Origin of the sequence: Sphingomonas sp. 22176 (assembly GCF_052045505.1) — a bacterium.
Classification (GTDB): Bacteria; Pseudomonadota; Alphaproteobacteria; order Sphingomonadales; family Sphingomonadaceae; genus Sphingomonas.
In genome coordinates this window covers 562,759-579,175 of sequence record NZ_JBQEPL010000001.1, presented here as the reverse complement: position 1 = coordinate 579,175, position 16,417 = coordinate 562,759, and the positions used below count along the sequence as shown (strand labels likewise).

The following is a 16,417-nucleotide window of genomic DNA, read 5'->3' as shown; positions in this document are numbered from 1 at the left end:
ATCCCAATATGGCGTCTCGCTTCAATCCCTTGAAGGCGGACGCGGCGTGGCAGAAGGCGTGGGAGGAAAACCGCACCTTCGCCGCCCGCGACGATTCGCCCAAGCCGAAGTCCTATGTGCTCGAGATGTTCCCCTATCCGTCGGGGCGCATCCATATGGGCCATGTGCGCAACTACACGATGGGCGACGTGCTGGCGCGCTTCCGCCGGATGAAGGGCATGGAAGTGCTCCATCCGATGGGCTGGGACGCCTTCGGCATGCCCGCCGAAAATGCCGCGATGGAAAAGAAGGTCCATCCGGGCGCCTGGACCCGCCAGAACATCGCGACGATGAAGGCGCAGCTCAAGCGCCTCGGCTTCGCGCTGGACTGGACGCGCGAGATCGCCACCTGCGAGCCTGACTATTACGGCCAGGAACAGGCACTGTTCCTCGACCTGTATGAGGCTGGCCTGGTCTACCGCAAGGAAAGCGCGGTCAACTGGGATCCGGTCGACATGACCGTGCTCGCCAACGAGCAGGTGATCGACGGGCGCGGCTGGCGCTCGGGCGCCCTGGTAGAGCGGCGCAAGCTCAACCAGTGGTTCCTCAAGATCACCGATTTCGCCGACGACCTGCTCGAAGGGCTGAAGGGCCTCGAGCATTGGCCGGACAAGGTGAAGCTGATGCAGGAAAACTGGATCGGCAAGTCGGAAGGCCTGCAGTTCACGTGGGCGTTGTCCAACGGCGAAGGGCTGACCGTCTATACCACGCGGCCGGACACGATCTTCGGCGCGAGCTTCGTCGCGATCGCGGCGGACCATCCGATCGCGCAGGCCCTCGCCGCGGGCAATCCGGAAGTGCAGGCGTTCATCGAGCGCTGCAAGCAGGGCGGCACCACCGCCGCCGAGCTGGAGACGCAGGAAAAGCTCGGCTGGAACACCGGGCTCACCGCGCAGCATCCGTTCGATGCGAACTGGCAGGTGCCGGTCTATATCGCGAACTTCGTGCTGATGGATTACGGCACCGGCGCGGTGTTCGGCGTGCCGGCGCATGACCAGCGCGACTTCGAATTCGCGACCAAGTACCAGCTGCCGATCCGCCGCGTCGTCTCCGAAGGCGACAAGACCGATCCTAAGTTCGACGGCACCGAGGCCTATACCGGCCCCGGCACGCTGGTGAATTCGCACTTCCTCGACGGGCTCGACGTCGTCGATGCCAAGCGCGAAGTGATCCGCCGCGCCGAGGAAGGCGGCTGGGGTACCGGCAGCACCGTGTGGCGCCTGCGCGACTGGGGCGTCAGCCGCCAGCGTTATTGGGGCACCCCGATCCCGATCATCCATTGCGAGGATTGCGGTCCCGTCGGCGTGCCCAAGGCGCAGCTGCCGGTCTCGCTGCCCGAGGATGTGACGTTCGACGTCCCCGGCAATCCGCTGGATCGCCACGCGACGTGGAAGCATGTCGATTGCCCCAAGTGCGGCAAGCCCGCGCGCCGCGAGACCGACACGCTCGACACCTTCGTCGATTCGAGCTGGTATTTCCTGCGCTTCGCCAGCCAGCCTTCGGACAAGCCGTTCGACAAGGCGGTGGCCGAGCAGTGGCTGCCGGTCGGCCAGTATATCGGCGGCGTCGAGCATGCGATCCTGCACCTGCTCTATGCGCGCTTCTTCACCCGCGCGCTGCGCCATATCGGCCGCATCGACGTGGCCGAGCCATTTGCGGGTCTGTTCACCCAGGGCATGGTCACCCACGCCAGCTACTATCAGCTCGAAGAGCATGAGGGGCTGGAGCGGAAGCTGTATTTCGAACCGACCCAGGTCTCGTTCCGCGCCGATGGCTCCGCCTATCTGACCGACACCGGCGCCGAGGTTACCGTCGGCCGCGTCGAGAAGATGTCGAAGTCGAAGAAGAACACCGTCGACCCGACCGAGATCGTCGACCAGTACGGCGCCGACGCGACCCGCTGGTTCGTGCTCTCCGACAGCCCGCCCGAGCGCGACCTCGAATGGAGCGAGAGCGGCATCGAAGGTGCCTGGCGTTTCGTCAACCGGCTGTGGCGCCTGTTCGACGGGCTGGAGCAGGCCGAAGGCGAGGACAAGGATCTCGACCGCAAGCTGCATCGTACCATCGCCGGCGTGGCCGAGGACATCGAGGCGCTGACCTTCAACAAGGCCGTCGCCAAGCTCTATGAGCTGACCGCGGCGATCGAGAAGGCCAAGCCTTCCGCCTCGCGCACCGCCGCCATCCGCGCGCTGGTCCGCATCGTCGCGCCGATGGTGCCGCACATCGCCGAAGAGGCCTGGGCGGCGATGGGCGAGACCGGCATGATCGCCGATGCCGAATGGCCGGCGGTCGATCCGGCGCTGCTGATCGACGACGAAGTGACGATCGCGGTGCAGGTCAACGGCAAGCTGCGCGATACGCTGGTGATGCCGAAGGGCGCCGCCAAGGACGTGGTCGAAGCCGCGGCACTTGCGTCGGACAAGATCGTTCGGCTGCTCGAAGGCAACGCACCGCGCAAGATCATCGTGGTGCCCGATCGATTGGTGAACATCGTCGCATGAACAAGACCGTCGCCCTGCTCGCCCCCCTCGCCCTCGCGCTTTCCGCGTGCGGGCTGCATCCGATGTATCAGGGGGGCAGTAGCGGCCCGGTGGCGACGACGCTGTCGGCGGTCGAAGTCGCGCCGATCCAGGGCCAGTCCGGCTGGCTGGTGTCCAATGCGCTCAAGGACCGGCTTGCCAACAATGGCGGTGCACCGGCGTACCGGCTCGAAGTGAAGCTCGACGACCAGATCATCGGGCTGGGCGTGCGGCGCGACGACTCGGTCTCGCGCGAGCGGCGGACGTTGCGCGCCCGCTATCAGTTGATCGACCTGCGGAACGGCCAGGTGGTGCTCGACGCCACCGCCGGTTCGGACGCGGGCATCGACGTGGTCGGCTCCGAATATGCCACGATCGCCGCCGAAAAGTCGGCGCTGGAGCGGCTCTCGGGCATCGTCGCCGACCAGATCGTCGCCCGGCTGGCGCGGACGGTGCGCGAGGGCGGCGCGCGGCCCAAGTGAAGGCCAATGCGGGCCAGATTCGCGCGGCGGTAGACTCGCCGAGGCCCGATACCCGGCTCTATCTGCTCCACGGCCCCGACGAAGCGGGCGCCGCCGACCTCGCCCAGCGGCTCGGCAAGGCGCTGGGGCCGGACGTCGAGCGCATCGACATCGACATGAAGATGCTGCGCGACCAGCCCGGGCTGCTGGCCGACGAGGCGGCATCGCTCTCGCTGTTCGGCGGGGCGCGCTACATCCGGGTTACCAATATCGAGGAAGGCGCGGCCGAGGCGATCGCCCTGCTGCTCGGCGCCGAGCGCGCGGGCAATCCGGTGGTGGCGATCGGCCCCAACCTCAAGACCAGCGGCAAGCTGGTAAAGGCCGCGATCGCCGCGCCCAGCGCGATGGCATTCGCCTGCTATGTGCCCGAAGGCGCGGGCGCCGCGCAGCTGGCGGGCACGATCGCGCGCGAGCATGGCCTGCGCCTCACCGGCGACGTGCCGCACCGGCTGGCGCTGGCCTCGGCCGGCGACCGCGCCGTGCTGACCCGCGAGATCGAGAAGCTGGCGCTGTTCCTCGATGCCGATCCCGAACATCCCCGCGATGCCGATGGCGCGGCGCTGGATGCGATCGGCGCTGACCTCGGCGAAGGCGAGCTGTTCGGCGCGATCGAGGCGATTCTCGACGGGCGCGTCGCCGAAGTGGGCGAGGAACTGGCCAAGCTCGGCGAAGGCGGCGGCTCGGCCATTCCCTTGATGCGCCAGCTGGTCCGCCGGCTGATGACGCTCGCCGAACTGCGCGCCGAGATGGACCAGGGTGCCAGCGTCGACGATGCGATGGAGCGCCACCGCGTCTTCTTCAAGGAACGCCCCGCCACCGGCCGCGCGCTCCGCCGCTGGTCCGCACCGCAGATCGCCCGCGCGATCGAGCGGGTGCGGCTGGCCGAGCGGGCGATGATGAGCAGCGGCAGCGCGGGGGAGTTGCTGGCCGAAGTGGAATGCGTGGCGATCGCCCGGGCTGCGGCACGGGCGAAGGGCTGACAACCTGCGCTCCCCTCCCGCTTGCGGGAGGGGTCGGGGGAGGGGCTGGACCATAGCAGCGCCTCTTCCACGTCAGTCCCTCCCCTAGCCCCTCCCGTAAGCGGGAAGAGGACGTTTGCTCCAGGGGATTCCCTTCCGCCGCTGCGCATGCTTCAAGCCCCGCATGCGCTATTTCGCCCTGCCCGCCCTGCTCGCCCTTCCCGTCGCCGCGCATGCGCAGCAGGCGGTACTGTTCGACGGCCGAACCACCGCCACCATCGTCCATGACGACGCGACCTCGGCGAAGCTCGCCGGGGATCTGCTCGCCCGCGACATCGGCAAGCGCGCGGGCAAGACGCCGCTGGTCGCGGGCGACCTCGCCGCCTGCGAGAAGCTCTGCGTCGTCATCGGCCAGAAGGACTCCACCCTCGTCCGCACCGTCGCCGCCGATACCAAGGTCGATCTCGCCGCCTTGGACGGCCAGTGGGAGCGCTATATCCGCGTCCTCGCCCCCTCGAAGCAGCATCCCGGCCGGTCCTATCTGCTGATCGCCGGATCGGACCCACGCGGCGCGATCTGGGGTACGGTGGACCTCAGCCGCGCGCTCGGCATCTCGGCCTGGGAATGGTGGGCCGACGTCACCCCCCGCCATGCCGACCGGCTGGTCGTCGACGGCCGCCGCCTGCTCTCCGACGCGCCCTCGGTCCAGTATCGCGGCATCTTCCTCAACGACGAGGATTGGGGCCTCCAGCCCTGGGCGGCCAAGACCTACGAGCCCGAGACCGGCGATATCGGCCCCAAGACCTATGCCCGCGTCTTCGAACTAATGTGGCGGCTCAAGGCCAATCTGATCTGGCCGGCGATGCACGAAAGCACCAAGCCCTTCTACCAGATCCCCGGCAATGCCGAGATGGCAAAGGCGTACGGCATTATCGTCGGTACTTCCCATGCCGAACCAATGATGCGCAACAACGTCCGCGAGTGGGACGAGAGGACGCAAGGCCCGTTCAACTTCTTCACCAATCGCGACCGCATGGTCGATTATTGGCGCCGCCGCGTCGACGCGGTGAAGGCGTACGAGAACGTTTACACGATCGGCCTGCGCGGCAAGCATGACTCGGCGCTGGAGGGTGCCAAGAGCCCCGAACAAGCGCTTGCCGCCACGGCCCAGGCGATCGACCTGCAGCGCGGCCTGCTCGCCGCCGCGCAGGGCAGGCCGGCGGACCAGATCCCGCAGGTGCTGACGCTCTATAAGGAGGTGCTCGACGTCTATCGCAGCGGGCTCAAGGTGCCCGAGGACGTGACGCTCGTCTGGCCCGAGGACAATTATGGCTATCTCGGCCAGCTGCCGACCGCCGCCGAGCGCGTGCGCAAGGGCGGATCGGGCCTCTACTACCACATCAGCTATTGGGGCCGGCCGCACGACTATCTGTGGCTGGCGACCACCCATCCCGCGCTGATCCGCGAAGAACTCGACCGCGCCTGGCAGACCGGCACGCGCAAGCTGTGGGTGGTCAATGTCGGCGACATCAAGCCGGGCGAGGTGCTGGCCAGCTACTTCCTCGACGTGGCGTTCGACGCGAAGCTGCTCAACAAGCCGGTGCGCACCCAGCTGTACGACTGGGCGACCACGCAGTTCGGCGCGCAGGGCCCCGCCGTGGGCGACGTGCTGATGGACTTTTACGACCTTGCCTGGGAGCGGAAGCCCGAGTTCATGGGCTTCAGCACCGTCGAGCCCGAGACGCCGATCCGCATTGGCGACTATGTCCGCACCGGCGGCGACGAGGCACAGGCGCGGATCGCCCGCTATCAGGCGCTGCTCGACAAGGCCGAGGCGCTGGCGGCGACGATGCCGGCCGATCGCCGCGACGCCTTTTTCCAGCTCGTCCTCTACCCGGTCCGCGGGGCGGCCAAGCTCAACGAGCGCAACCTCAAGCTCGATCTCGCCGCGCTCTATGCCCGGCAGGGTCGTGCCAGCGCCAATGCGCTCGCCGATCAGGCCCGCGCCGCCCACCAGGCGATCGTCGCCGACACCACCGCCTACAATGCCCAGAACGGCGGCAAGTGGCGCGGCATCATGGACATGGCCCCGCGCCAGCTCGCGGTGTTCGCCGAGCCGCCCACTCCCAGGATCGACCTCGCGCCCGTCGCCCCCTGCGGCGCCGATGCCCGCGCGCTCGCCTTCGCGCCGGGCAAGGCGGAAACGCGGTTCATGACCGTCTATGGCAAGGGCGCGGTGAGCGACTGGACCGTGGAGGGGCTGGAAGGCGTCGAACTCTCCGCCCGTTCCGGCCGGCTCGATGCGAGCAACGGCTATGAGATGCGCGTTGCCGTGACCTATGACGGCAAGGGCGCCATCGCTGCCGGCAAGATCCGCTGCAACGGCGCGATGGTCTATCTCGAGCCGGTGCTCCAGCCCTTCCCCGCCGGCGACGCGACGCCGGAGGTGAACCACATCATCTCGCTGACTCCGGCGGACCTCAAACTGGCCGGCGCGCCGTGGGAGCGGATCGCGGAACTAGGCTCGCGCGGCGCCGTGCTGCGCAGCAAACTCGACCTGTCCTCCAGCGACCACGCCGATGCCGCGGCTCCGCTTGTCCTGCCCTTCGTGCTGGGCAACAAGGGCGATGCCGAGCTCAGGATCGTCGCCCTGCCGGTCCACGCCCTCACCTCCGCCAACAAGCTGCGGCTGGGCGTACGGGTGGATGGCGGGGCGATCACCGTGCTGGACTATGAGACCCATGGCCGCAGCGATGAATGGAAGGCCAACGTCCTCTCCAACACTGCGGTGCGCACGCTCAAGCTGGGCCTGCTGGCCGCGGGTGCACACAAGATCGAAGTGTTCGCGATGGACCCCGGCTTCCTGCTCGATCGGATCGACGTGCGCCTCGACGGCGCCCCCGATACTTACGGCGCGCCGCCGACCCGCTGAGCCGCCAGCTCGGCGGCGGCGACGTCGCGCAGCCGCCGGGCGACCTCGGGGTTGATCCCGAGATCCTCCGCGGCGCGCTCGCGCGGGCCGAGGCTGCGCGGATCGCGGCCGGTGATCCCGCCGAATTCGACCAGCGCCTCCAGATAATAGCCCTCGGCGCTGGCGTGATACTGGTCCCAGGTCCACAGGCTGAACTGGCCCCAGGCGATGCCGTCATAGGGATTGGCATCGGCAAAGCCGTCGCGGATCGCGCGGTTCCAGGCGGTGCCGACCGGCAGCACGCCGTGGATGCCAGCGCCCGGCACCAGCCCCAGCCGGTTGGCCGCCAGCAGGTCTTCCGCCATCCGGTAGATCGACGAGCCGTGCCAGTGCCCGCCCGGCCGATAGGTCTGGTCGGCGCGCGACCAGGTCGCGACCAGCTCCACCTGCGCCGCGGGATTGCGGGCATGGACCAGCGCGGCGATGGCGCGGGCGGCGGCGAGGTGGCGGGTGGGATCGCCCGGCCGCTCGGCATCCAGCGTGCTGAAGCCCTGCAGCACCACCACGTCCCAGCGCCGATCGATCAGCGCACGACGGTTGGCGAGGTGCCAGGCAAGATCCTTGCCGGGCGAGGTTTCCAGGCTCACCTGCCAGTCGAGCCCGGATTCGATTGCGAAGGTGCGGAACAGCGCAGGCACACCGCCGATCCCCTCATGGTTGAGGTCCATCACGCGGTCCGGCCGATAGCGCATCACCGGCGAATTGGCGCCGAAGGTAAAGCTGTTGCCGATGAACAGGATCGTCTTCGCCGCCGCGGGCAGTGTCCACAGAAGACAGGCGAGCAGGAGGGCGAAGCGGCGAGGAAACGTCTGCATGCCTTCTCCCTTAGCCGCGCACCTGCCCGTTTCACAATGACTTGGACCGGAAACGCTGTTCCCTATTCGTTCATCCGGCGGTATATCGGCGCCATGGCTGCGCCGCCCATCCGGAAGATCCTGCATATCGACATGGATGCGTTCTACGCCTCGGTCGAGCAGCGCGACGATCCCAGCTTGCGGGGCAAGCCGGTGGCCGTGGGCTCGGCCGCGGCGCGCGGGGTGGTGGCGGCGGCAAGCTATGAGGCGCGCACCTTCGGGGTGCGCTCGGCCCTGCCCTCGGTCACGGCGCTCAGGCGCTGCCCGGACCTGATCTTCGTGCGGCCGCGCTTCGACGTGTACAAGGCGGTGTCGCAGCAGATCCACGCAATCTTCGCCGACTATACCGATCTGATCCAGCCGCTGTCGCTCGATGAAGCCTATCTCGACGTGACCGCGGATCGCCGCGGGCTCGGCACCGCCTGGGCGACGGCGAAGGAGATCCGCGCGCGCATCCTGGCCGAGACCGGGCTCACCGCCTCGGCCGGCGTCTCGTACAACAAGTTCCTCGCCAAGCTCGCCTCGGACCATCGCAAGCCAAACGGCCAGTTCGCGGTGACGCCCGAGATGGGCGCCGCCTGGGTGGAGACGCTGCCGGTCTCGCGCTTCCACGGGGTGGGGCCGGTCACCGCCGCCAAGATGCAGCGGCTGGGGATCGAGACCGGGGCGGACCTGCGCGCCAAGTCGCTCGACTTCCTCCAGCAGCATTTCGGCAGCAGCGCCGAATGGTATCACCAGATCGTGCGCGGCGTGGACGAGCGGCCGGTAAACCCCAACCGCGAGCGCAAGTCCTCGGGCTCCGAGACCACCTTCAGCCGCGACCTGACCGAGGATGCCGAGATCGAAGCGGCAGTGCTGGGCCAGGCGGACGACGTGTGGGAATGGTGCGAGCGCACCCAGGGCTTTGGCCGCACCGCGACGGTGAAGATCAAATATGCCGATTTCCAGATCATCACCCGCAGCCGCAGCCACACCGCCCCGATCACCAGCCGCGAGCAGCTTCATGCCGCCAGTATCGCGCTGCTGCGCTCGGTGCTGCCGACGCCCAAGGGCATAAGGCTGGTAGGCGTGACCGTCTCCAATTTCGAGCGCGGGCTGGCAGAGCCGCTGCCGTTGTTCGGACATGCGGACGCGCAGTAACCGCCGCGTTCTCAATAGCCTGCACCTTGGGACGCAAGGAACCGGGCCCAAGGGTCGCGCGCTTTCCCGCGACAAGAAACAGGGGAAGCAGGATGGATCCGAAGGGGCGCGACGCGCACAGCCCATGGGCGATGCCTTGGGCGGGATGGAAGTCCGTGCTGTGGCGCAGCTGGAACGAGGCGAGCGACGACAATATCGGGCTGATCGCCGCCGGCGTGGCGTTCTACGGCTTCCTCGCGCTGGTGCCGCTGCTCGGCGCGGTGGTGCTGAGCTACGGGCTGATCGCCGACCCGGTGACTGTGCTGCACGACGTCCGCGCGCTTTCCACCGTCCTCCCGCGCGACATCGCCGCGGTGGTGGGCGACCAGCTGCTCGGGCTGGTCCACAGCCCCGATGGCCAGAAGGGCTTCGGCATCCTGATCGCGCTGGCCATCGCGCTGTTCGGCGCGCGCAACGGCGCCGGGGCGATCATCGCCGCGCTCAACATCGCCTATGAGGAGAAGGAGAAGCGCAACTTCATCTGGGTGAACGTGACCGCCATCGCGATCACCGTCGGCGCCGTGTTCGCAGCGGTGCTGGCGGCGGGGGCGATGACGGCACTCGGCGCGCTCGATCACCTGCTGCCCTTTGCCCCCGACGCGCTGCTCGTGCTCGGCAAGATCGCGAGCCATGTGCTGCTGACGCTCGCCGGCACCGTGGGTGCAGCGGCGCTGTATCGTTGCGGCCCGTCGCGGGCGAAACCGCGCTGGGCCTGGATCACGCCGGGATCGCTGCTCGCGGCACTGCTGTGGCTGGGGCTGACCCTCGGCTTCGGCGCCTATGTCCGCTATGTCGGGCGCTTCGATGCGACCTATGGCGCGCTCGGCACGATCGTCGCGCTGCTCACCTGGCTCTACCTCTCGGCCTATATCCTGCTGTTCGGCGCAGAGCTCAATTCGGAGCTGGAGCACCAGACCACGCACGACACCACCACCGGCGCACCCCAGCCACTCGGCCAGCGCCGGGCCTGGGTGGCGGACAATGTCGCCGAGTGATTGACGACAACGGCTCGTCGCGCAGGCCATGGCCCTGCCCTGCCCGCTTCCCCTATAGCGGCGCGATGCGTCGACTTCCCCTGATCCCGCTACTGCTGGCGCTGCTCTGCGCCGCGCTCCCCGCCCAGGCCCAGCAAAACGCCTTCGACCTGGTCGGGCCGGACCTGAAGCTGACGGTCACGCGCGGCAACACCACGCTGCCGATCGGCGCGGTGCCCTCGCTCCAGCCGGGCGACAAGGTCACGGCCGAAGCGGCGCTGCCCCCCGACCAGTCGGCGCATTATCTGCTGGTCGTCGCCTTCCTGCGCGGCGCGACCAACCCGCCGCCCAAGGACTGGTTCTTCGTCGCCGAGACGTGGCGCAAGAAGAAGAACAAGCTCGAACTGACCGTGCCGGACGGCGCCGAGCAGGCCGTGCTGCTGCTCGCGCCGGACACCGGCGGCGGGTTCGATGCGGTGCGCGACGCGGTGCGGGGGCGACCGGGCGTGTTCGTCCGGGTGGCGCAGGACCTGTTCCAGGCCTCGCTCGATCGCGCGCGGCTCGATGCGTTCGTGAGCGCCATCGCGCGGATCGGCGACACGGCCCCCGAGCGGCTCGCCACCGCCGCGCCGGTGCTCGCCAATGCGCTGCGGATCAAGCTCAACGCCGAATGCCTTTCTCGCCCGCGCGGGCTGCAGGCGGCCTGCCTCACCCAAAATCGCGATTCGCTGGTGCTGCAGACCCAGCGCGGCACCACCCTGGCCGAGACGCTGACCGGCACCCCCGCCGACCTCGCCTACAGCATCGCCGCGACGCCCCAGGCGGGCGGCGGCTATTACAGCTCGTATATCGGGCTGGCGCGCGACGTGGCGAAGCTGTTCGGCGCGTTCCGCAGCCCGCAATATCAGTATCTGCCGGCGCTGGCGCTCGGTCGCGGCGACACGCTGAAGCTGCTGCTCAACGCCGCGCCTTCGTTCCAGAGCCCGCGCTCGGTGCTCGCCGCGCCGCTGCCGCCGATCGGGCCCGCCACGCCGCCGATCTGGCAGGCGGGCGGGCCGACGCCGGTGTGCCTCGCCAAGCCCGATCTGGTGCTGCCGCTGGAGGACGCGCCGCTCCTCTACGCCACCGATTTCGGCCGATCGCTCTCGGTACGGGTGACCAGCAACGAGGGCGCGACGCGCGACTTCCCCGTGCTGCCCGATGTCGAGAAGGGCGGCGTGAAGCTGGACGGCGCGGTGCCGGCGGATCTCGGCACGGTTTCTAACGCGGTGCTGCAGGGCCGCTGGGGCTTCGACAGCTTCTCCGGCCCGCGGCTGCCGGTGCAGCTCGACACCATGGGCGCGTGGCGCGCGGTGCCGGACAGCAATGTCGTGGTGGGCCGCGAGCATCCGCTGGTGCTGCGCGGCGGGGCGGCCTTCTGCGTCAGCCAGATCGCGCTGAGCGACGCCGCCGGCACGCGCACCCCGGTGCCGTTCAAGGTGACCGGGCAGGACGAGCTGACCATGACGCTGCCGCTCAAGGACGCCAAGCCCGGCGCCCTGACGCTCAATGTCGCCCGCTTCGGCAGCGCGCCGCCGGACACGATCCCGCTGGTCGCGCGGCTCGAGGCGAGCCGGCTCGATCGCTTCGTGGTGCACGAAGGCGATGCCGAGGGGGTGCTGGAAGGCGCGCGGCTCGATCAGGTCGCGGGGCTCGACTGGCACGGGCTGCACTTCAGCGCCGGCGCCCTGTCGCGCGTCGGCGAGGGCGACCGGCTGGCGCTGATCGCACCGGGCCCGATCCCCGCCGGCGACGGCGAGGCGGTGGTGCGGCTCCGCGACGGGCGCAGCGTAAAGCTGGCGGTCCGCGCAACGGCCCCCCGCCCCGCGGCCACCCTGCTCAGCCGCGCGGCGAGCGGCAAGCCCGCCACCGGCGCGCTGCCGATCACCCTGCCCGACGGCGTGCTGCCCGCCGACGCCGCGATCGACTTCTCGTTCAAGGTCACCCGCGGCACGCTGGGGGATAGCGGTACGGTCGAAATCGCCGGTGGCGACGGTCCGAGCGCCCGCCTCGCCTTCCGTGACGGCGCGCTCCAGCGGGTCGGCGGCGATGTGGTGGTAGCCCATTTCGTGCCGCGCGCGCTGCTCGGCGCCGGCATTGCCGGGCCGCTACGCTACCGGCTGGTGCAGGACGGTACGCCGGGAGATTGGCAGCCGCTGGTCACCCTCGCCCGGCTGCCGGAGCTGACCGGGCTCGCCTGTCCCGCCGAGGCCACGCCGTGCACGCTGACCGGGCAGGACCTGTTCGTGCTCGCTGCGATCAGCGACAAGCCGGACTTCACGAGCGCCACTGCGGTACCGCTCGGCTTTGTCGGCAGCAGCATCGCGCTCCCACGCCCGGCGGGGAAGACCTTGTATCTGCGGCTGCACGACGCGCCGGACAGCGTCGCGACGGTGGCGCTGCCCGGCTGATCGGGCTTACTGCACGCTGGGCAGCGCCGCGCGGCAATCCTCGGCACATTCGCGGCACATCGTCGCGCAGAGCCGGCAATGTTCGTGGTCGTGCTTGGCGCATTCCTCGGCACAGAGTTCGCAGGCGCGGATGCACGTCTCCAGCATCGTCCGCAGCATCGCGATGTTCTGCCCGGTGCGCCGCGTCGCCAGCCGTGCGGTCGCCGCGCAGACATCGGCGCAATCGAGGCAGCTGCGCACGCATTGCCGCATGTCCATCGCTTCGGCGACACAGGCGTCGGCGCAGCTGGTGCACATCAGCGAACATAGCATGGCGTGGCGCGCCGCCTTGGCGAGCGCGGCGTTGGCATCGGCGCCCACATCGGGGTGCAGCGCGATCATCTTTTCGAGGGACATGGGATGGCTCCTTGCTGGCCGGCATCGGTCGCCTTCCCAACGGGCCGGAGCGCCGAGGGTTCAGATAAAAGACCGGGGAACCAGCGCGTTGCGCCGCCCGTTGTCGAACATAACAGGAACTTCAGGAGGCGATCATGGCCGAACCACTGCACAATCCGAAGCTCGACGAACATCCCGGCTCGAACACCGAGAAGGATCCCGACGACTGGGTATCGGGCGACGATCCGATGACCGGCGCGCAGGCCTCCTACCTCACCACGCTGCTCGAAGAAGCGGGCGAGCCGCCGATCGAGGGTGATCTCAACAAGGCCGAGGCCTCGAAGCGGATCGATGCGCTGAAGGAACAGCTGGGCCGCTGAGCGGCGCCAGGCTCAGCCCGCCTTGGCGAGGCCGTCGAACGCCTTGAGGCGGGTGAGCAGCGCGCGCATCTGATCGAGCGGCACCATGTTGGGGCCGTCGCTGGGGGCGGTATCGGGCGCCTGATGCGTCTCGACGAACACCGCCGCCACGCCCACCGCCACCGCGGCGCGTGCCAGCACCGGCACGAACTCGCGCTGGCCGCCCGAACTGGTGCCCTGCCCGCCCGGCTGCTGCACCGAATGGGTGGCGTCGAACATCACCGGATAGCCGGTCTCCGCCATGATCGGCAGCGACCGCATGTCGCTGACCAGCGTGTTGTAGCCGAAGCTGGCGCCACGCTCGCACAGGATGATGTTCTCGTTGCCCGACGAAGCCAGCTTGTTGGCGACGTTCTTCATGTCCCAAGGCGCGAGGAACTGGCCCTTCTTCACGTTCACCGCACGACCGGTCTGGGCGGCGGCGATCAGCAGGTCGGTCTGGCGGCAGAGGAAGGCCGGGATCTGCAGCACGTCGACCACCTCGGCCACCGGTGCGCACTGGCCGGCATCGTGCACGTCGGTCAGCACCGGGCAGCCGAACTGCGCCTTGAGGTCGGCGAACACCTGCAGCGCCGCCTCCATGCCGATCCCGCGCGGCGCGTCGATCGAGGTGCGGTTCCCCTTGTCGAACGAGCTCTTGTAGATGAAGCCGATGCCGAGTTCGGCGCACAGCGTGGTCAGCGCCTCGGCCATGAAGAAGGCATGGTCGCGGCTTTCCATCGCGCAGGGGCCGGCGACGAGCACGAACGGCTTGTCGTTGGCGATCTCGAGGGCACCGACCTTGACCGTCTTCATTCCCGAATCCTTCAGAACGTGCCGCAATCGGCGAGGATAGCATCCACGTCGCGGCCGCGTGCAGCCTGCATGCGGATCGTCGCTTCGTTGGACAGCACGTCCCACGCCGCCGCTTCGATCTGCGGCCATAGCGTCCTCGGCACCGCGACGATACCGTCATGATCCGCGAAGATGACGTCGCCATTGGCGATGCGCACCTCGCCCATGGTGATCGGGCGGTTCATCGCCTTGACCGTGCCTTCGTACTTGATGTCGTCGCAGGTCTGGCTGCGCGCATAGACCGGCAGGCCCAACGCCCGCACGTCGGCAGTATCCCGCGTCGCACCGTCGATCACCGCGCCCACCGCGCCCGATCGGATCGCGAGATTGGCGTTGAGATCGCCGAAATAGGCGAAGTCGGGCAGTTCGGTGGCGACCATGATCACGTCGCCGGGGCGCACGAAGCGATAGGATTGCAGCGCGCCATAGATGCCGTTCCACGCGCCGCCGGGCTCGCGATCGGGCCTATTGGGCAGCGCGGCGAGCTCGAGCGTCTTGGCGCGGCCGAGGAACTTGCCCCCCGTGGTCGGGCGCAGCGCCTTGGGCAGCACCACGCGCTGGCCGCGCTCCTTCAGGATGTCCGACAGCAGCGGCGAGGAGAGGTGCGGCAGCATCGCGCGGAAGCGGGAGACTTCCGCCTGGCGGAAGCCCGCCGCCACCGTCTCGGCGATTACCAGGTCGTGATGATGATTGATGTCGATCTGTTCGATCGGATCGAGATCGAACAGGATCGGGCGGGTGCCGAAGCGGCGCGTCGCCGGGCCCTCGCCGGTTCGGCGGACGATGTACAGGCTCATTGCCTCGACGATGGTTTCCGGCAGCTCGACGCTGTTGGGGATGCGGCCGGTGCCATAGGCGGGGCCCTGGCCGGTCCAGCAATATTGCTTGGCGCGGGTGACTGCCACCAGGCTGTCCGCCTCCGGATCGGCGAGCAGCCGCTCGATCGCGCGGCCGATCGTCTCGGCGGTGACGAAGGGCGCGGTGCAGAGCAGCTGGATCCAGATATCGGCGTCGGGGCGCTGCGCGCATTCCCAGGCGAACATGCCGTGCCCGTCGGTGGCGTTGGTGGCGAGTTCGGCGGGGCGCTGGAGCCAGGTGACCGGCAGATCGCTCGCCAGCTCGGCCATCGCCGCGCTTTCGGTATCGAGGCAAACTTCGCTGATCGCCGGGCAGTCGAGCGCCTGCAGCAGCTTGCGGCGGAACAGGTGCTCGCCGTCGAGGATGCGCGTGTTCTTGTCCGCCACGCGCTCGCTATTGCCCTTGGCGGGAACGAAGGCGACGATCTTCAGGGGCTTAGCCATTCAACAAGTCCTTGGCGTGCAGCATGCCGTGCAGAAGCCCCGCACCGTCGACCACGGGCAGGACCGAATAGCCGCCTTCGCGCTGGCGCAGCAGCAGGAGCGCGTCGCCCAGCGTGGCGGCAAGGTCGATCACCTGGGGGCGCGGCTGCATCAGCGCACGGGCGGGGGTATCGTAGACGTCCCGGCGGGACTGGAAATGGCGGCGAATGTCGCCGTCGACGACGAGGCCGAGCAGCTTGCCGTCCTCGCCCACCACACAGGCGGCCCCCATCCGCCCGCGCGACATCATGGCGAGCAGATCGGCGACCGGCGCGTCCGGCCCCACCATCGGCAGCTCTTCCCCCGTGCGCATCAGCGTGCGCAGCGGCAACGACTGGCGGCCGAGCAGCCCGGCGGGATGGTGGCGGAGGAAATCGGCGCGGGTAAAGCCATGGGTACGGCTGACCGCGACCGCCAATGCGTCGCCGATCGCGAGCTGCAAGGTGGTGCTGGCCGTTGGTGCCATGCCGATATGATCGGCTTCGCAGGCCGTGCAGGCCGGAATCAGGATATCGACGGCGCGGCCGAGCGGGGAATCGGGGCGGCCGATCACGCCGATCAGCACGCAGTTGCGGCCCTTGAGCACGGGCAGGATGCGCAGGATCTCGTCGGTGGTGCCGCTGTTGGAGAAGAGCAGCACGACATTGCCGTCCTGCACCGCGCCCAGATCGCCATGCGCCGCCTCGCCCGCGTTGAGCGCGAAGGCCGGTGTGCCCAGGCTGGAGAAGGTCGCCGCGACCTTGGCGGCGATCAGCCCGGACTTGCCCATGCCGAGGCAGGTGAGCGGGCTCGCCTGCCCGGCGATCACCGCGACGGCGTCGCCCAGCGACGGCGGCAAGGCGGACTCGAAGGCTTCGAGCGCACGGCGTTCGGCGGCGATCACCTCGGCCGCCCAGGCGAGTGCGGGCGCAGGCGCGGCATCGGCGCGCCGTGCGATCACGGCATGCTTCATGCCCCGCGGCTCCCGGCGACGGGCCGCCCGC

13 protein-coding genes are annotated in these 16,417 nt (G+C 69.1%); 8 read left to right on the top strand and 5 right to left on the bottom strand.

Annotated features, from left to right (window positions below):
• Positions 1 to 8: 8 nt before the first annotated feature.
• From leuS to ACTJKY_RS02710, 4 genes are all read left to right on the top strand, one after another.
• Positions 9 to 2,540 (top strand): leucine--tRNA ligase, encoded by a 2,532-nt coding sequence (gene leuS, locus ACTJKY_RS02725; protein ID WP_440844049.1) that lies wholly within the window; start codon positions 9 to 11, stop codon positions 2,538 to 2,540.
• A complete protein-coding gene (gene lptE, locus ACTJKY_RS02720; protein ID WP_440844048.1) occupies positions 2,537 to 3,040 on the top strand; it encodes an LPS assembly lipoprotein LptE in 504 nt (167 codons plus the stop codon). Before leuS ends, lptE begins: the two co-directional genes overlap by 4 nt.
• Positions 3,037 to 4,059, top strand: a complete 1,023-nt coding sequence (gene holA / locus ACTJKY_RS02715) for a DNA polymerase III subunit delta (protein WP_440844046.1) — start codon at positions 3,037 to 3,039, stop codon at positions 4,057 to 4,059. The genes lptE and holA overlap by 4 nt, the downstream gene beginning before the upstream one ends.
• A gap of 163 nt (positions 4,060 to 4,222) precedes the next feature.
• Complete coding sequence (locus ACTJKY_RS02710; protein WP_440844045.1) at positions 4,223 to 6,970, top strand: glycosyl hydrolase 115 family protein; 2,748 nt, start codon at positions 4,223 to 4,225, stop codon at positions 6,968 to 6,970.
• Here ACTJKY_RS02710 and ACTJKY_RS02705 read toward each other — a convergent pair.
• A complete protein-coding gene (locus tag ACTJKY_RS02705) occupies positions 6,946 to 7,824 on the bottom strand; it encodes a PEP-CTERM sorting domain-containing protein (RefSeq protein ID WP_440844044.1) in 879 nt (292 codons plus the stop codon). The two genes, ACTJKY_RS02710 and ACTJKY_RS02705, sit on opposite strands and share 25 nt — an antisense overlap.
• 93 nt (positions 7,825 to 7,917) lie before the next feature.
• Between ACTJKY_RS02705 and dinB the strand changes: the two genes are divergently transcribed.
• The 3 genes from dinB to ACTJKY_RS02690 all read left to right on the top strand — a co-directional run bounded on the left by dinB (position 7,918) and on the right by ACTJKY_RS02690 (position 12,466).
• Positions 7,918 to 9,003, top strand: a complete 1,086-nt coding sequence (gene dinB, locus ACTJKY_RS02700; protein WP_440844043.1) for a DNA polymerase IV — start codon at positions 7,918 to 7,920, stop codon at positions 9,001 to 9,003.
• Positions 9,004 to 9,095: 92 nt separating this feature from the next.
• Positions 9,096 to 10,037 carry a YihY/virulence factor BrkB family protein gene (locus ACTJKY_RS02695; RefSeq protein ID WP_440844041.1) on the top strand — a complete coding sequence of 314 codons (942 nt, stop codon included), beginning with the start codon at positions 9,096 to 9,098 and terminating at the stop codon, positions 10,035 to 10,037.
• 65 nt (positions 10,038 to 10,102) lie between these two features.
• On the top strand, positions 10,103 to 12,466 hold the full coding sequence (locus tag ACTJKY_RS02690) for a hypothetical protein (protein WP_440844039.1): 2,364 nt from the start codon (positions 10,103 to 10,105) through the stop codon (positions 12,464 to 12,466).
• Positions 12,467 to 12,472: 6 nt separating this feature from the next.
• Here ACTJKY_RS02690 and ACTJKY_RS02685 read toward each other — a convergent pair whose 3' ends face one another.
• Complete coding sequence (locus ACTJKY_RS02685) at positions 12,473 to 12,862, bottom strand: four-helix bundle copper-binding protein (RefSeq protein WP_440844037.1); 390 nt, start codon at positions 12,860 to 12,862, stop codon at positions 12,473 to 12,475.
• A 134-nt stretch (positions 12,863 to 12,996) separates the two neighbouring features.
• On the opposite strand from ACTJKY_RS02685, the gene ACTJKY_RS02680 reads away from it, so the two are divergent.
• Positions 12,997 to 13,221 carry a DUF3072 domain-containing protein gene (locus tag ACTJKY_RS02680; protein WP_440844035.1) on the top strand — a complete coding sequence of 75 codons (225 nt, stop codon included), beginning with the start codon at positions 12,997 to 12,999 and terminating at the stop codon, positions 13,219 to 13,221.
• Positions 13,222 to 13,233: 12 nt separating this feature from the next.
• Here the strand turns inward: ACTJKY_RS02680 and kdsA are convergent, their stop codons facing one another.
• From kdsA to ACTJKY_RS02665, 3 genes are read right to left on the bottom strand one after another with little or no spacing between them, the layout of a single operon-like run.
• Entirely contained in the window at positions 13,234 to 14,055 is an 822-nt protein-coding gene (gene kdsA, locus ACTJKY_RS02675; RefSeq protein ID WP_440844033.1) for a 3-deoxy-8-phosphooctulonate synthase, read from the bottom strand.
• Between the two features lie 11 nt (positions 14,056 to 14,066).
• Positions 14,067 to 15,395 carry a cytidylyltransferase domain-containing protein gene (locus tag ACTJKY_RS02670; RefSeq protein WP_440844032.1) on the bottom strand — a complete coding sequence of 443 codons (1,329 nt, stop codon included), beginning with the start codon at positions 15,393 to 15,395 and terminating at the stop codon, positions 14,067 to 14,069.
• Entirely contained in the window at positions 15,388 to 16,386 is a 999-nt protein-coding gene (locus tag ACTJKY_RS02665) for a KpsF/GutQ family sugar-phosphate isomerase (protein ID WP_440844030.1), read from the bottom strand. The genes ACTJKY_RS02670 and ACTJKY_RS02665 overlap by 8 nt, the downstream gene beginning before the upstream one ends.
• Positions 16,387 to 16,417: the final 31 nt, after the last annotated feature.

Coding starts and splice junctions, on each gene's coding strand:
- leuS (WP_440844049.1), top strand. CDS start 9: ATGGCGTCTCGCTTCAATCCCTTGAAGGCGGACGCGGCGTGGCAGAAG.
- lptE (WP_440844048.1), top strand. CDS start 2,537: ATGAACAAGACCGTCGCCCTGCTCGCCCCCCTCGCCCTCGCGCTTTCC.
- ACTJKY_RS02710 (WP_440844045.1), top strand. CDS start 4,223: ATGCGCTATTTCGCCCTGCCCGCCCTGCTCGCCCTTCCCGTCGCCGCG.
- ACTJKY_RS02705 (WP_440844044.1), bottom strand. CDS start 7,824: ATGCAGACGTTTCCTCGCCGCTTCGCCCTCCTGCTCGCCTGTCTTCTG.
- dinB (WP_440844043.1), top strand. CDS start 7,918: ATGGCTGCGCCGCCCATCCGGAAGATCCTGCATATCGACATGGATGCG.
- ACTJKY_RS02695 (WP_440844041.1), top strand. CDS start 9,096: ATGGATCCGAAGGGGCGCGACGCGCACAGCCCATGGGCGATGCCTTGG.
- ACTJKY_RS02690 (WP_440844039.1), top strand. CDS start 10,103: ATGCGTCGACTTCCCCTGATCCCGCTACTGCTGGCGCTGCTCTGCGCC.
- ACTJKY_RS02685 (WP_440844037.1), bottom strand. CDS start 12,862: ATGTCCCTCGAAAAGATGATCGCGCTGCACCCCGATGTGGGCGCCGAT.
- ACTJKY_RS02680 (WP_440844035.1), top strand. CDS start 12,997: ATGGCCGAACCACTGCACAATCCGAAGCTCGACGAACATCCCGGCTCG.
- kdsA (WP_440844033.1), bottom strand. CDS start 14,055: ATGAAGACGGTCAAGGTCGGTGCCCTCGAGATCGCCAACGACAAGCCG.
- ACTJKY_RS02670 (WP_440844032.1), bottom strand. CDS start 15,395: ATGGCTAAGCCCCTGAAGATCGTCGCCTTCGTTCCCGCCAAGGGCAAT.
- ACTJKY_RS02665 (WP_440844030.1), bottom strand. CDS start 16,386: ATGAAGCATGCCGTGATCGCACGGCGCGCCGATGCCGCGCCTGCGCCC.